Source organism: Cytophagales bacterium, assembly GCA_033344775.1.
In the GTDB taxonomy this organism is placed as follows: Bacteria; Bacteroidota; Bacteroidia; order Cytophagales; family Cyclobacteriaceae; genus JAWPMT01.
Window position 1 is genome coordinate 2059829 of the sequence record JAWPMT010000004.1, and the last position, 14090, is coordinate 2073918.

A 14090-nucleotide genomic window follows, 5' to 3' on the forward strand; every position below is an offset into this window, starting at 1 on the left:
ATGCCATGAGCCACTTTTGTGAAAGGAGTTTTTCATTGAGCTGTTTTGCATTCATCACAATTGTCCTTTTCCTGTTAGAAACCTGCTAAATTCGCGAGGCAAGACCTGCAAGTTGATGACCTACAATTTTATTCGGTGCATTGGCATCTTTTTCTTTTGCAATATCTGTTTTAGCACGCTGGGACAAGGACCGCTCAAGCGTGAAAAGATCACGGACAAAATCTCCATGATGATCCCATCAGATTTCATAGCGATGGTGGAAAGTGAACGCAACCGAAAGTACCTTTCGACGAAAGAACCGATTGCATTGTATACCAACAATGACCGCACGGTAGACCTTGGGATCAACGAAACCAATAGCCTTTGGAGTACAGGTGATCTCGCGATCTTGAAAGACTTTTACAAAGCCAATATCCTCAGTTTATATACCGAAGTTGCTTTTATTCAGGAGGAGTTAATTGAAATTGATGGTCGTTCTTTCATTGCTTTTGAGTTCAATTCCAAAGTGGTAGATGACAGGGGATTGGGAAAACCCATTGCCAAATACACTTACATTCTCTATACGATACGAGAAGAACGGGTACTCTTATTCAACTTTTCGGCTCCTTTCCGATACCGGCAAGCCTGGCAACCGGTGGCGAGGGACATGATGAATAGCATTCGAATCAAAAAGTAATGGCACTAGGCGTCCATAGCGATGAACATTTCATGAAGCAAGCCCTGCTTGAAGCAGAAAAAGCGAGCGAAACGGGTGAAATACCCGTCGGAGTGGTCATTGTCGCTAATAATCGCATCATTGCCAAGGCTCATAATCAGGTAGAGCAGCTTCAGGATGTTACCGCACACGCGGAAATGGTTGCATTGACTTCTGCACAGAACTATCTCGGTGCAAAATACCTGTCTGATTGCCGGATGTTCGTCACTTTAGAACCGTGTGTCATGTGTGCAGGTGCCTTGTACTGGTCACAAATCGGCGAGCTTATCGTGGGAGCTCGGGATGAAAAGCGCGGATATTCCCGACATGAAGAATTATTGATCCATCCGAAAACCAATGTGCGATGGGATGTGTTGAAAGGAGAGTGTGAGTCATTGATCACCGGATTTTTCCAAAGAATGAGAAATAAGGATTAATTCTCAGGATGTATTTTAACTTCACATATCAATTCATATATCAGCAATTAATAACTTAAAACTATGGCATTTGAATTACCCTCTCTTCCATACGCAAACGACGCGCTTGAGCCTCATATAGATGCAAGAACCATGGAGATTCACCACGATAAGCACCACGCGGCTTACGTATCGAAACTCAACGCGGCCATCGCAGGCACCGACATGGAAGGCAAAGACCTGGACACCTTGATGAAAGAAAACACTGATCATGCAGGTGTTAGAAATAATGGTGGTGGGCACTGGAACCACACCTTATTCTGGAGCATCATGGGCCCTAATGGCGGTGGTGAACCGACTGGTGCACTAGCTGACGCAATCAATGCTGCATTCGGATCATTCGATGGTTTCAAAGAGCAATTCAGCAACGCTGCTGCAACAAGATTCGGCTCAGGCTGGGCTTGGCTTTGTGTAGTAGATGGCAAACTGGAAGTTTGTTCTTCAGCTAATCAGGACAATCCATTGATGCCAGGCATCGGTTGCGGAGGAACTCCTATCCTAGGACTGGATGTTTGGGAGCATGCTTACTACCTGAACTATCAGAACAGAAGACCTGACTACATCGGAGCATTCTTCAACGTGATCAACTGGGAAGAAGTAACCAAAAGATACGAGGCGGCGCTGTAAGCACACTTCGTAAAGTATATTTTAATCCCAACCCAATCCCGATCACTATCGGGATATCGGGTTGGGTTTTTATTTGTTGTCGGTTTGAGCTTCATTCAAGAGTACTTTAATCAGCATGAGTAATCACCTAGTACCATTTCAATCGAACAGGTTTTCTGTCTCAGATTAATCAGCAGGAACATGTTTACGGCTTTAGCAGTCCAGATCTGGTTTTAGGAAACTACTGTATGCAATTCAGAAATTAGGAAGTCCGCATCCCGTGCAGTTTCCATTATTTCGTTCCTAAGTCATCTATTATTATTTGTAACGCTAATAGTTGACTATAAATAACCTAAAACACATTTATCAAAATGGAACGAATATTAAGAAAACAAAAGCTGAGCATAAAAGTGCTGGCTGTGATTGTATTAACAACCATTTTCACTGCCTGCGAAGACAGTGAAATACTGGACCAACCTTCGGACATCTATGAAGTCACTCATCACTATGAATTCAATTCCAATATATATTCTATAGTCTATGAATTGAATAATGAGCATCAGGTATTGAGTGCTCATAGTGATTCTGAAGGACTTAAAAGCTTTCAAGAATTCTACAAACAGGACGAAGGAGGTCTGTTGGTGGTAGAGCAGGTAAGCGCTAATGGGAAAGAAGTGTATTTCAAATACATTGCTGCCTCAGAGCGAAAAGATGAAGGTACTATTTCTGGCCGAATGGAGTGTACGGACTGGTTCGATCCGGGAACAGCTTCTTATAACTTCTACCGTCACATAAATTTTGTCGACGAGCTAGTAGCACTTCGAAAGACAAATACCCGATACTTTCAGGATCAATGGCTAGGCAACGACAATGATCAAATTTCCTCTTTTCGTCTAGGCAATAGATCTGAGTTGCACATTTTCGAGCATTCATGTTTTTTCGGAGGGGAATATCCGTTTCGATCTGATATTAGCAACCTTCATCATGTGCTCATCGGGTACCAAATCAGCGCGAACGGAAACGTTACTCCAGTCGTTCGTGACCTCAATGATTGGATTTCATCATTGAAAGGCTGGTCATATTAATCACATGTCAGTCTAACTCAAATACTTGAAATAACAGGGTGAGTTAATCAGGACTTATCGCCATTGTGATAAGTCCTTTCCCTTTTGGTGTTCGTAATTTTGCTGTTATATGGCAAACGAAAACCTTTCACGGAATACGCAACTCATTAAGCGGCTAAAAAAGAAAAAGCCAAAAGACCTGGATGATCAGTTCAGTGAATTGCACGATGAGGTTTTTGAAACAACAGACTGCCTGACCTGCGCCAACTGCTGCAAAACGACCAGCCCTATTTTTTTACCCACAGATATTTCAAGGGTCTCTAAAAGATTAGGGATTCGACCTGCGGAATTTCATGATCGCTATTTGAAAACAGATGAAGATGGTGATTTTGTATTGACTCAGGCCCCATGCCCTTTCCTATTAGATGACAACACCTGTGAAGTCTATGATGTTCGACCTAAAGCCTGCCGCGAATATCCGCACACCAATCGTAAGCGCATGCATCAGATCCTGAACCTGACCCTGAAAAATTCCACTATTTGCCCGGCGGTTGACGAGATTTTAGGTAAGCTTGAAAAGGTATACGCATGACAACCCAAGAAGTCATCAAGGCACTCCGAGCATTGGGGACAGAGCACCACCGCAACCAATTCGCACGCTTCGGAATTGTTGCATCAGAAGCCTTCGGCGTAAAAAGTCCGGACATCCAAAAGCTGGCCAAACAAATTGGCAAGAACCATGAATTAGCTGTACAGTTATTTGAAGAACCGCACCACGAAGCCAAGTTGATCACCGCCTTTCTGGCCGAACCTAAACTATTGACGAAAGAATTGATGGACCATTGGGCAAGCCAGGTTTATTCCTGGGACCTCTGTGACAACCTATGCATGCACTTGTTCCGAAGGAGCCCATTGGCTGAAGAGGTTGCTTATCAATGGGTCATGGATGATCGTGAATTTGTCAGGAGATGCGGTCTGGTGTTGATGACCTCCTTGTCCATCCACAATAAAAAGGCCAGCAACGAATGGTTGTTAAAATACATTGAAGCTGCTACTCCATACGTCACAGATGAACGGAACTTTGTCAAGAAAGCCGTTAGCTGGTTATTGAGAAGCCAAGGCAAACGCAACCTGACATTGAGAACAACTATCCTCGAAAAATGCGATCAAATAGCAACTAAACACCCGACCAGCAAATCCGTCATATGGATCATCAGTGATGTAAGGAGAGAATTGATGAAAAAGGAAGTATTAGAAAGATTGGAGAGAAAGGAAGGATAGCTCAGTTCGAGCCTTCGACCCGACTCAACTGATTTCCAAGATAGTCATGATCGAGCTGGTTTTTCCGGCTGCAATCCCTAGAAATAGACATCACTCGGCCTTGGTAGCCGAGCGATTACAAGATTTTCAGCTGTAAAGACTGATAGGTGGTTCATTTTGGCCAGTGAACTACTTATGAACCAGTTGAACTACTTATCTGAAATCTTTATTAGAGTGCATTTGTTAAGGGTACGGTATTTATTAGGATTAATACTAAGGTAGACCTATTTCATGTAAAAAGCCCCTGAGTGAATCGGAGGCTTCCCACTTAATGTATAGAGAAAGGTTAATTAGTTGCTCTGTCCTTGTTTGCAATTCCATATATCGCTTTCAGTAATTGAATTTCGTCAAATATTACTTCTCGATTTGCTCCATCTTGGCTATACAGAAAATCATCAGAGTTTATACTTAAACTAAAAAAGTTGTTGCCTTTTTTCTTTATCATAAAAACTGTTAGTTTGATCGAACTTGAATAGTCCAAACATGTAACCATATAGTTTTTAGAGTCTATAGTAGAGATTAATTTCTGCACTTTATCCTGACATTTATTGTCAATTAACAAGTGCTCTGAATTACTTCGTTGTGAATTAAATAACACCAATCCATCGTCTTCAGAATAAACTCTAATAAGCCTATTAGTTTTACCAGATCGAATTTCAAAAACAAGAATATCTAAGTCTCTTTTACTTTGAGCAAAATCATCCAGTTTTTCGTCAAACTCTTTGAAGTTTTTGGAATTTAAGACAATAGGTTCCTTTAATTCTAAAATCCTACATTCACTTTCAGAACTGAATAATGATACATTCAAAAACAAAACAATATTTAATAAAACCATACCTAATTACCTTTCTTTTTGTAATAACGATAACCATCCTTAATTACATTAACTGGAGGATGTGTTGAAATAGTTGGTACTCCGTTCACTACTCTTGATTTAGGAATATTTGAATATACTTTTCTAAGACCAAAACGCTTCTGTTTTGGATCATACTCTGCTCTGATTATATTCTCTACATGAGAGGCTTCTTTTTCTTCATTGATGAGATGTTGTTCAAGATTTTCATTGAGCTTGTTAGTAATTTCTTCAGGAGAATCATTTAAAAAATCAATATTACTATTATCAATTTTTGAAACTTCACCAGCATCAAATCTACTGGCATGAGCCTCTTCATGTCCATCGACGTACACCACATCCGTTTGCACCATTTGAGGATAGTTCTGCTCATGGATCAGTGCACCAGAGATCGTATCTCTGGCCGTCAGGGTCTGGACGTAGTTCTGGGTGGTGGTTTGGGCAGTGGTGAAGTTGGTTATCAATAAGAGACTTAGCAGGAATAAAATCTTTTGTGGAGACACAAAAGAGGGCCTTTCAAAAAACCTTTTGGTGATAACACCGAAGAGGGCTTGATTACATTAGTTGATTTGGTCGGTAACATGCGGTTTTGTGTAATACACTCACAAGTTCCGCTAATTACCAGACTATTTCACCTACAACTTCATGAACGTATCAAAAAACTTCATGTAAGTAACGGATTTGCCAATGAAAGGATAACGGTTTTATCTTTTCACCTCCCGCTTTGCCAAGCTTAACAAGTAAATGTCCTCCAATGGGAATCTTTTCCTTCTCACATTATGTTGACAGGACATGATTACCTGCTTTGTAAAGTATGTCCTTGATCCCACTATGATCAACGATTTTGAGACCTATGGCGAAATGTGGATACCGCTCGTCAACAAGTTTGGCGGCCAGCATCTGGGTTATTTCCTGCCACATGAAGGCGCCAATAATATTGGATATGCCCTATTCAATTTTCCTTCCTTGGCAACTTATGAAAAGTATCGAACAGACAGCATGAAAGATCCTGATTGTATCGCTGCCTATCAATATGCGGAAGAAACGAATTGCATCATCAGCTATGAGCGTAGTTTTCTCAAGCCGCTTGACAACAAATAGAAATAAAAAAGCCTGTCCCGACATCCCGATTCCCGATGGTTATCGGGATGGGGCCAGGACAGGCTCTTGATATTCTTATTTAATTAACGCTTATCCTTTCTTCAGGAAAGCATATCCAATTGACAATTGGAATGTTGTGTTCTTGATAGATTCAGAAATGGCAGATACGTCATTATTATCAGATACTCCTATGATGTATCGTGCAGTGATATCGAGACCAAAAGGCGCATCGAAACCAGCCCCAATCGCGATACTCAAATCAGAATCCTTCAAGGTATCACTAGCATTGTCCCCGTTAATTCTCCCTACTGTTCCAGCCAGCAATCCAAATTGAGGACCAGCCTGCACATTCAAAGGAATCAAAGGCAATGGATAAAACTTAACCATTACCGGAATATTGATATAAGTCAGATCCAGGTTATCACTATTAACTGTAGTAAATCTGGTGAAAGAATAAAGTGCTTCAGGCTGTACAGCAAAAGCTGTGAATTTAAAGCTTGCATAAGCACCTACCAGATAACCTGATGCCTTATCATTGGCGTTGCCTACATTCAAGTCATCCAAACCAAAGGCACTCGCGGAGGGGAAGTTCAACCCAACTTTAAGGCCTGCTTTCAATTCTTGTGCTTGTACTCCGCAAACTCCGACGAAAGCCAAAGCAAGTAATAATGTAATTTTTTTCATATTCCTCTGTTTTTGACCGGAACAAAATAGCTGGTGAAAATAATTGTATTAAAGAATCCACCGTCCCGATGCACCAAAAATAGGTAATCTCGACGGATAAGTAGAAAACCTGCTAGATTTAGGCTCATGGTGATCACCAATAATCGAAAAATCCAATACGTTGCTTTTGACGCAGACGACACCTTATGGGCGCATGAGTCGATGTTCCAGGAAGCACATCAGACCTATAAATCAAACCTGGCCCACTACATTTCTGTAGAAGATCTGGAGAAAAAACTGTACGAATTTGAAATAAAGAATATCAAACACTTCGGATATGGGGTCAAAGGGTTTGTCCTATCCATGATCGAAACGGCTATTGAGATCACCCAGGGATCTGTGACTGCTTCAGAGATCCAACAGATCATCAACCTCGGGAAGTGGATGCTGGACCACCCCATCGATGTATTGCCTAATGTAGAAGCAACACTGAAAGACCTGAAAGAAGATTATATCTTGATGATCATTACAAAAGGAGATCTCTTCGATCAGGAAACAAAAATCGCCCGATCGGGATTAGCGGAACATTTCGAATGGATAGAGATCGTCAGTGAAAAGAATGAGGATTCTTATCAAAAGATCTTAACCGCTCATTCCATTTTACCGGATGAAGTGGTAATGATTGGCAATTCACTTAGATCGGACATCCTCCCCATGCGTAAACTAGGCTGTGAAGCCATTCACATTCCTTTTCATGTTACCTGGGTGCACGAGGAGGTGACAGCTGAACAACTGGATGGCATCAAATATGACCACTTATCTGACATTTCGTTAGTCCCCGACTTTATTCGACAGTTGGGATAAGAACTCCTGCCTATTTGAACCCATTGAAAGTATATTTGAGATTGAGCTAATAAAAATCCCATGACCTACTACAAGTCTCTCAATTTTTTCTGTAGCATTTTCATACTTGTCGCTCTGTTGAGTAGTTGCAGCACCGCGCCGGAACAAGAGCCTGAAGTAACTACTGAAACTTCAGACCCAAATGCATTCTCCTTATTGGAAATGACCATCCCTGAGCTGCAGGCGAAAATGGATAGTGGGGTACTCTCTTCTGAACAGATAGTTCAACTCTACCTGGATCGCATCAAGGCCATCGATGAGGAAGGCCCTCAGCTCAACTCAGTGATTGAAGTCAATCCGGACGCACTGGAGATTGCCCGTAGCATGGATGCCGAACGTGCTGAGGGTAATATCCGTGGCCCCATGCATGGTATACCTGTGATGATCAAGGACAACATCAATACGGCAGATAAAATGATGACCACTGCCGGAGCTGCAGCCCTTCATGGCAATTACGCGGCAGAAGATGCTTTCCTTGTAAAGCAACTTCGCGCAAGTGGTGCGGTGCTCATTGGCAAAACGAACCTCAGTGAATGGGCTAACTTCAGGTCCACTCGCTCCTCTTCTGGCTGGAGCAGTCGAGGAGGGCAAACACGCAATCCTTATGTGCTAGATAGAAATCCTTGCGGTTCCAGTGCAGGATCAGGTGCGGCTGTATCGGCAAACCTCTGCGCAGTTACCGTTGGCACCGAAACCAATGGATCCATTGTTTGTCCCAGCACGGCCAATGGCATCGTAGGCATTAAACCTACCGTAGGACTGGTCAGTCGTAGTGGCGTGATCCCCATCTCCTTTTCTCAGGACATTGCGGGTCCCATGGGCCGAACCGTAACGGACGCAGCCATCTTTCTGGGAGCGTTAGTAGGAGTGGATGAGCAAGACAGTAAATCCCTGGAGAGTGAAGGCAATTATGAAACGGACTACACAAAATATCTGGATGCCAATGGACTACAGGGCAAAAAGATTGGCGTTTGGAGAAGTCGCTTTGGCTTTCATGAACAAGTAGACGCAGAGCTGGAAAAAGCACTTGCGGCGATGGAAGCACAAGGAGCAGAATTGATCGATCTGGATGAAATCATCGATAATATGAACGAGTTGTGGGGACCTTCAGGACTTATTTTGGAATATGAATTCAAAGATGGCGTAAACAAATACCTCGAAGGTGCTACTCCTACTACAGGAGTAAAATCCCTTGCTGATGTGATCGCTTACAATGAGGCCAACGAAGCTCAAGCCATGCCATTTTTCAAAATGGAAATTCTTCAATCTTCAGAAGCACGTGGCGACCTTACCGAAAAAGAATATTTAAACGCATTGAAACTTGTTCAGAACAGGGCCCGCAATGGCATCAACAACACGATGAAGAAATACAATCTGGATGCCATTGTTGCACCTACAGGTGGTCCTGCATGGTGCATCGATGTGATCAATGGTGACAACTTTGGTGGCGGCAGCTCCTCTCCTGCGGCCTGGGCAGGATATCCTAACATTTCCGTACCAGCTGGATATGTCCATGGCCTACCGGTAGGTCTTTCTTTCTTCGGTACTGCCTGGTCTGAAGGCGAGCTCATTCGTATCGCTTATGCTTTTGAACAGGCGACCCAACTTCGAAAAGCACCCGAATTCATCGACTCGGTAAAATTCTAGCCTCATGAACCTCATTAAGAAATCAGCCTTTTTTATACTCTCATTTATCATGGTCAATCAGCTTGTGGCCCAGCAGCGTCCTCGTGATCTGGGCATTGAAATCGGTATTCTTTCCCCAGGATCCAACAATGCCATAACTGACGTGGCAGGAGTTGCCGTTGGGCACACCACACTTGATTCAGAAGCTCATATCAAAACCGGAGCAACCGCAATCATTCCACATCCTGGTAATGTTTTTCAACAGAAAGTACCAGCCGCCATCTATATCGGTAATGGCTTTGGAAAGCTGGCAGGATATTCCCAGGTCGAAGAATTGGGAAACATTGAAACCCCCATTGTTCTGACCAATACCCTAAATGTGGCCAATGCCATAAATGCGGTCATCTCGTACTCCTTGGAGAAAAATACTGAGGTACGTTCGGTCAATGCCGTAGTGGGTGAAACCAATGATGGGTATTTGAATGACATCCGGGGCAGACATGTAAAGGAAAATCACATATTAGAAGCCATTAATTCCGCAACTGGTGGAAAAGTAGCTGAAGGTAATGTCGGCGCAGGTACCGGAACGGTGTGTTTTGGATACAAAGGAGGTATTGGCACTTCCTCGCGAAAGCTTCCTGAAGATTTTGGAGGCTACACGGTAGGAGTATTGGTACAAACCAATTTTGGTGGCACCCTGGAGGTCAATGGAGTCTCCATGGCTAAAAATCTGGAAGGCTATCCCTGGGGAGGTCCTGGGCTTGAAAGTGCAGATGGATCTTGCATGATTGTGGTGGCCACCGACGCGCCCTTACTGCCACACAACTTGAAACGACTGGCCAAACGTGCCATGCTGGGCCTTGCAAAAACCGGAGGAATCGCATCGAATGGCTCTGGAGATTATGTCGTGGCCTTTTCGACGGCAAATGAAAATTTTGTAGCGTACGAAACAGAAGGAACTAAAGAAACCTGGGATGTTTTGAGAAACGATGACATCTCCTATTTGTTCCTGGCCACCATTGAAGCCACGGAAGAAGCCATCATCAATTCTTTGTTCGCAGCAGAAACCACGATCGGCAGAGACAATCACAAAATAGAAGCACTTCCGGTCAATAAAGTACTGGATTTTCTGAAGGCCGCCGGAAAAATTAAATGATGATTTTTTACCCTATTTGTGGCTCTAAGCCACAAAAATGAAGACCATTCGCTCTTTCTAATAACTGAAACGGAAAAAAGTCGGTGTGAAGCGGGGTAAATAAATTGATCGAACCGCCAATAGTTATTAAATTCGCAAGCAAATTTTTTGGGCTTTCGGTCCTGAAAAAAGCCTCTTCCCCCACTTCCAATTCTTTATATCAAATAACTTTTTTATATCAAATGATATAATTTTTTTGTGTTTTATATCATTTGATATATCTTAGAGGCAGAAATAGTGAGTATCTATTTTCCATAGCTGGTTCTTAATGAGATTAAAGGGGTTGACAAGTAGTCAGCCCTTTTATTTTTTATCTCATTCTGATTTAGTGTTGTTAGGCACCCTGTCCAGATAATTGTTCGCGTTGTGTGGCAACTTTGTCGCTACCTACATATTCATCATAATCCATCAATTTGTCCATCTGCCCATTCGGGAAAATCTCAATGATTCGATTAGCAATGGTTTGTGTGAATTCGTGATCGTGAGAGGTAAATAAAACAGTCCCCGGAAAGTCCTTCAAGGCATTGTTGAATGCCGTGATCGACTCCAGGTCCAGGTGATTGGTCGGTTCATCCAGGATCAACAAGTTTCCTTCACCGAGCATCATGCGGCTGATCATGCACCGTACCTTTTCTCCACCTGACAGCACATTGGCTTTCTTGAAAGTCTCTTCACCTGAAAATAACATTTTGCCCAGGAATCCACGGATATACACATCATCCGCCTCGCCTTCGGCAAATTGACGCAACCAATCAATGAGGTTGAGATCTACATCGAAAAACTCCTCATTCTCATTGGGCAGGTAGGTTGTGGTGATAGTTTGTCCATACTTGAATTCACCGCCATCCGCTTGTAACTCACCCATCAAAATCTGGAATAAGGCTGTAGTAGCCAAGCTGCTGTCGCTCAAAAAGGCAATCTTATCCCCTTTGTTCACCCGAAAGTCGAGGTTGTTGAAAAGTGCATTGCCGTCCACTGATTTACTCAATCCTTCTACATTCAGGATCTGATCACCTGCCTGACGGTTTTGGGAGAAGATAATGGCCGGATATCTACGTGAAGATGGCTGAATGTCATCAACATTGATTTTATCCAACAGCTTTCTTCGACTGGTCGCCTGTTTTGATTTAGAGGCATTGGCTGCAAATCGCGCAATGAATTCCTGTAGTTCCTTTTTCTTTTCTTCAGCTTTCTTATTGGCCGAACTTCGCTGCTGTAATGCCAATTGACTGGACTGGTACCAAAAACTGTAGTTTCCTGTAAACATTTTGATTTGCGAAAAGTCAATGTCCACGATATGCGTACATACCGTATCGAGGAAGTGCCTGTCGTGAGAAACGACGATCACGGTGTTTTTGAAATCGAGTAAGAAATCTTCTAACCAGGAAATAGTTTTCAGATCCAGATCGTTGGTAGGCTCATCGAGGATCAGGATGTCCGGGTTTCCAAACAAAGCTTGCGCCAAAAGCACACGTACCTTCTGGGTACCATCCAATTCTTGTAATTGACGATAATGGTCAGCCTCTACGATCCCCAGGCCACTTAACAAAGCCGCTGCTTCAGGTTCAGCATTCCAGCCGTCCATTTCCGCAAACTTCTCTTCCAGTTCCGAAGCTTTGATCCCATCCGCCTCCGAAAAGTCGGGCTTCATGTAGATGGCATCTTTCTCCTGCATGATGGACCAAAGTTCTTCGTGGCCTCTCAGTACGGTATTCAGCACGGTCTCTTCATCAAACTCAAAGTGATTCTGACGAAGAACTGCCATGCGCTCTCCCGGATCCATGGTTACATTCCCCCGGTTGGGAGAGATGTCTCCCGCGAGGATCTTCAGGAAAGTAGATTTCCCGGCGCCATTGGCCCCGATTATACCATAGCAATTGCCCTCCGTAAACTTGATATTTACTTCGTCGAATAGGATACGCTTCCCAAACTGGAGGGACACATTGTTTGCACTGATCATTTCTGCCTTATTTTGAGGGCGCAAAGGTAGATGAATGCAACCCACACCAGCAATATCTGTTGTACTTCCTTATTTCAATGCTGAAAAAACTTTAGCAAGGGCCATCGAAAGTATCCTAAATCAAACCTTTCAGGACTTTGAACTGATCCTGATCAACAATAACAGTTCTGATGGATCAGAGAAAATAGCTTCACGTTTCGCAAGCATTGATCATCGGGTACGTCTAAAACCAGTAAAAAGACAAGGAGTGGCCCATGCCTCCAATCACGGTTTTGAATTGGCCAGCGCCCCCCTGATTGCACGTATGGATGCCGATGATGAAATGCTTCCAGATCGCCTGGAGAAACAAGTTAACTTCCTAAATGCGCATCCGATCATTGGTCTGGTGGGTGGACAGGTTGAATATCACGGTGCGGATGCCAATGAGGGATTTCGTCATTACGTCGATTGGAGCAATAGCTTAATCCAGGCGAATGACATTTTCACAAATCGTTTTGTAGAGCTCCCCATTGTGAATCCAACGATCATGTTCCGAAAACACCTATTCGAAAAACATGGAGGGTATACCGATGGAGACTTTCCTGAGGACTATGAAATGATCTTACGCTGGATGGAAAAGGGTGTGCAAATGGGGAAAATTGAAAGTCCAGTACTGAAATGGAATGACCATCCCGAACGATTGACTCGGACGGATACCCGATATTCTGATACAGTCTTTTATCAAGTAAAAGCCAAATATCTGGCGAGTTGGCTGACAAAAGAAGCACCAAGCAAAGACATCTGGATCTGGGGAGCGGGGAAACTAAGTCGCAGACGGAGTAGCCTCCTGGAAGACCATGGGATTCAAATCAAAGGATACATCGATGTGAAACCTCGACAATTAGTATTGCCGTGCATTGATTTTAAAGACATCCCAGAACCTGGAGCGCTCTTCATTCTTTCCTATGTAGCTAATCGCGGGAAAAGAAAAGAGATAAAACAATACTTATTGGAGAAAGGCTACAAAGAGGGAGTTGACTTTTTACTCGTCGCTTAACTAGAAATCATGTTTATGTTATCGATTTATGTGGCTACAATTGAACCTCAGACCTTAACCCAAACACTCCTCTCATCAAATTGATCAATCCGAAAATCATAAGCCCGCACCCTACGACCAACTCAATTACTACCAGAGGATTTAATTGATTACTGAATTGATCAGTAAATCTAAAGTAAGAGATTCGACCAGCCCTAGAAAGAACAGCATACAAGCATTGATGAGATGATTAACAACTCGATCAAGTTCTTTTGTTGTCTTTTCAAACTTTTCATTTGGTTTTAGAAGAGAGTCGATCCCTTCCTTTCTGATATACTTTGAGTCTTTATTGGCTAGTTTGACAGTATCTAAAAGTTTCTTAATTTTCTTAACGTTATTTTTTATATCTGCTTTCTGATTTTTTAAGAAAGTAGCGATTGCGAGAGAAATACTCGCTAATCCCAGAAACAAGGGGGCATTCAAAACCTTATCAAGAGCTTCGAAATAGTCAACCGTCATTTTCATTAAAAAATAAATAACGATACTTCCAATGATCAAAACACTGAAGGAGAGCCATATAGCTATTTTGTAACCTAAATTATCTTTCATCAACA

At 42.8% G+C, this 14090-nt stretch carries 16 protein-coding genes; 11 read left to right on the forward strand and 5 right to left on the reverse strand.

Annotation, left to right across the window (positions count from 1 at the left end; genetic code table 11):
- The first annotated feature begins 115 nt into the window (after nucleotides 1-115).
- The 6 genes from R8G66_17585 to R8G66_17610 all read left to right on the forward strand — a co-directional run bounded on the left by R8G66_17585 (nucleotide 116) and on the right by R8G66_17610 (nucleotide 4121).
- Nucleotides 116-676, forward strand: a complete 561-nt coding sequence (locus R8G66_17585; GenBank protein MDW3194190.1) for a hypothetical protein — start codon at nucleotides 116-118, stop codon at nucleotides 674-676.
- Complete coding sequence (locus tag R8G66_17590; GenBank protein ID MDW3194191.1) at nucleotides 676-1131, forward strand: nucleoside deaminase; 456 nt, start codon at nucleotides 676-678, stop codon at nucleotides 1129-1131. The genes R8G66_17585 and R8G66_17590 overlap by 1 nt, the downstream gene beginning before the upstream one ends.
- A 63-nt stretch (nucleotides 1132-1194) precedes the next feature.
- The gene (locus R8G66_17595; GenBank protein MDW3194192.1) at nucleotides 1195-1797 is read left to right on the forward strand and encodes a superoxide dismutase; all 603 of its coding nucleotides are present in this window, start codon (nucleotides 1195-1197) and stop codon (nucleotides 1795-1797) included.
- A 350-nt stretch (nucleotides 1798-2147) separates the two neighbouring features.
- The gene (locus R8G66_17600) at nucleotides 2148-2861 is read left to right on the forward strand and encodes a hypothetical protein (GenBank protein ID MDW3194193.1); all 714 of its coding nucleotides are present in this window, start codon (nucleotides 2148-2150) and stop codon (nucleotides 2859-2861) included.
- Nucleotides 2862-2970: 109 nt separating this feature from the next.
- Nucleotides 2971-3432 (forward strand): YkgJ family cysteine cluster protein, encoded by a 462-nt coding sequence (locus tag R8G66_17605; protein ID MDW3194194.1) that lies wholly within the window; start codon nucleotides 2971-2973, stop codon nucleotides 3430-3432.
- The gene (locus R8G66_17610) at nucleotides 3429-4121 is read left to right on the forward strand and encodes a DNA alkylation repair protein (protein ID MDW3194195.1); all 693 of its coding nucleotides are present in this window, start codon (nucleotides 3429-3431) and stop codon (nucleotides 4119-4121) included. Before R8G66_17605 ends, R8G66_17610 begins: the two co-directional genes overlap by 4 nt.
- A 325-nt stretch (nucleotides 4122-4446) precedes the next feature.
- Here R8G66_17610 and R8G66_17615 read toward each other — a convergent pair whose 3' ends face one another.
- A complete protein-coding gene (locus R8G66_17615; protein MDW3194196.1) occupies nucleotides 4447-4968 on the reverse strand; it encodes a hypothetical protein in 522 nt (173 codons plus the stop codon).
- Between the two features lie 29 nt (nucleotides 4969-4997).
- Nucleotides 4998-5516 (reverse strand): hypothetical protein, encoded by a 519-nt coding sequence (locus tag R8G66_17620; protein ID MDW3194197.1) that lies wholly within the window; start codon nucleotides 5514-5516, stop codon nucleotides 4998-5000.
- A 289-nt stretch (nucleotides 5517-5805) separates the two neighbouring features.
- Here R8G66_17620 and R8G66_17625 point away from each other — a divergent pair, with 289 nt between their 5' ends.
- Nucleotides 5806-6114: an NIPSNAP family protein gene (locus tag R8G66_17625; protein ID MDW3194198.1), complete on the forward strand. Its 309-nt coding sequence runs from the start codon at nucleotides 5806-5808 to the stop codon at nucleotides 6112-6114.
- A 90-nt stretch (nucleotides 6115-6204) separates the two neighbouring features.
- On the opposite strand, the gene R8G66_17630 is transcribed toward R8G66_17625, so the two are convergent.
- Nucleotides 6205-6798 (reverse strand): porin family protein, encoded by a 594-nt coding sequence (locus tag R8G66_17630; GenBank protein MDW3194199.1) that lies wholly within the window; start codon nucleotides 6796-6798, stop codon nucleotides 6205-6207.
- 126 nt (nucleotides 6799-6924) lie between these two features.
- Here R8G66_17630 and R8G66_17635 point away from each other — a divergent pair, with 126 nt between their 5' ends.
- From R8G66_17635 to R8G66_17645, 3 genes are read left to right on the forward strand one after another with little or no spacing between them, the layout of a single operon-like run.
- A complete protein-coding gene (locus R8G66_17635; GenBank protein ID MDW3194200.1) occupies nucleotides 6925-7641 on the forward strand; it encodes an HAD family hydrolase in 717 nt (238 codons plus the stop codon).
- Between the two features lie 60 nt (nucleotides 7642-7701).
- Nucleotides 7702-9327, forward strand: a complete 1626-nt coding sequence (locus R8G66_17640) for an amidase (GenBank protein ID MDW3194201.1) — start codon at nucleotides 7702-7704, stop codon at nucleotides 9325-9327.
- 4 nt (nucleotides 9328-9331) lie between these two features.
- Complete coding sequence (locus R8G66_17645; GenBank protein MDW3194202.1) at nucleotides 9332-10462, forward strand: P1 family peptidase; 1131 nt, start codon at nucleotides 9332-9334, stop codon at nucleotides 10460-10462.
- A gap of 373 nt (nucleotides 10463-10835) precedes the next feature.
- On the opposite strand, the gene R8G66_17650 is transcribed toward R8G66_17645, so the two are convergent.
- Nucleotides 10836-12461: an ATP-binding cassette domain-containing protein gene (locus R8G66_17650; GenBank protein MDW3194203.1), complete on the reverse strand. Its 1626-nt coding sequence runs from the start codon at nucleotides 12459-12461 to the stop codon at nucleotides 10836-10838.
- A 34-nt stretch (nucleotides 12462-12495) separates the two neighbouring features.
- On the opposite strand from R8G66_17650, the gene R8G66_17655 reads away from it, so the two are divergent.
- Nucleotides 12496-13497 (forward strand): glycosyltransferase family 2 protein, encoded by a 1002-nt coding sequence (locus tag R8G66_17655; GenBank protein ID MDW3194204.1) that lies wholly within the window; start codon nucleotides 12496-12498, stop codon nucleotides 13495-13497.
- A 141-nt stretch (nucleotides 13498-13638) separates the two neighbouring features.
- Here R8G66_17655 and R8G66_17660 read toward each other — a convergent pair whose 3' ends face one another.
- Nucleotides 13639-14085, reverse strand: a complete 447-nt coding sequence (locus tag R8G66_17660) for a hypothetical protein (GenBank protein ID MDW3194205.1) — start codon at nucleotides 14083-14085, stop codon at nucleotides 13639-13641.
- Nucleotides 14086-14090 lie beyond the last annotated feature (5 nt).

Coding starts and splice junctions, on each gene's coding strand:
- R8G66_17585 (MDW3194190.1), top strand. CDS start 116: ATGACCTACAATTTTATTCGGTGCATTGGCATCTTTTTCTTTTGCAAT.
- R8G66_17590 (MDW3194191.1), top strand. CDS start 676: ATGGCACTAGGCGTCCATAGCGATGAACATTTCATGAAGCAAGCCCTG.
- R8G66_17595 (MDW3194192.1), top strand. CDS start 1,195: ATGGCATTTGAATTACCCTCTCTTCCATACGCAAACGACGCGCTTGAG.
- R8G66_17600 (MDW3194193.1), top strand. CDS start 2,148: ATGGAACGAATATTAAGAAAACAAAAGCTGAGCATAAAAGTGCTGGCT.
- R8G66_17605 (MDW3194194.1), top strand. CDS start 2,971: ATGGCAAACGAAAACCTTTCACGGAATACGCAACTCATTAAGCGGCTA.
- R8G66_17610 (MDW3194195.1), top strand. CDS start 3,429: ATGACAACCCAAGAAGTCATCAAGGCACTCCGAGCATTGGGGACAGAG.
- R8G66_17625 (MDW3194198.1), top strand. CDS start 5,806: ATGATTACCTGCTTTGTAAAGTATGTCCTTGATCCCACTATGATCAAC.
- R8G66_17630 (MDW3194199.1), bottom strand. CDS start 6,798: ATGAAAAAAATTACATTATTACTTGCTTTGGCTTTCGTCGGAGTTTGC.
- R8G66_17635 (MDW3194200.1), top strand. CDS start 6,925: ATGGTGATCACCAATAATCGAAAAATCCAATACGTTGCTTTTGACGCA.
- R8G66_17640 (MDW3194201.1), top strand. CDS start 7,702: ATGACCTACTACAAGTCTCTCAATTTTTTCTGTAGCATTTTCATACTT.
- R8G66_17645 (MDW3194202.1), top strand. CDS start 9,332: ATGAACCTCATTAAGAAATCAGCCTTTTTTATACTCTCATTTATCATG.
- R8G66_17650 (MDW3194203.1), bottom strand. CDS start 12,461: ATGATCAGTGCAAACAATGTGTCCCTCCAGTTTGGGAAGCGTATCCTA.
- R8G66_17655 (MDW3194204.1), top strand. CDS start 12,496: ATGCAACCCACACCAGCAATATCTGTTGTACTTCCTTATTTCAATGCT.
- R8G66_17660 (MDW3194205.1), bottom strand. CDS start 14,085: ATGAAAGATAATTTAGGTTACAAAATAGCTATATGGCTCTCCTTCAGT.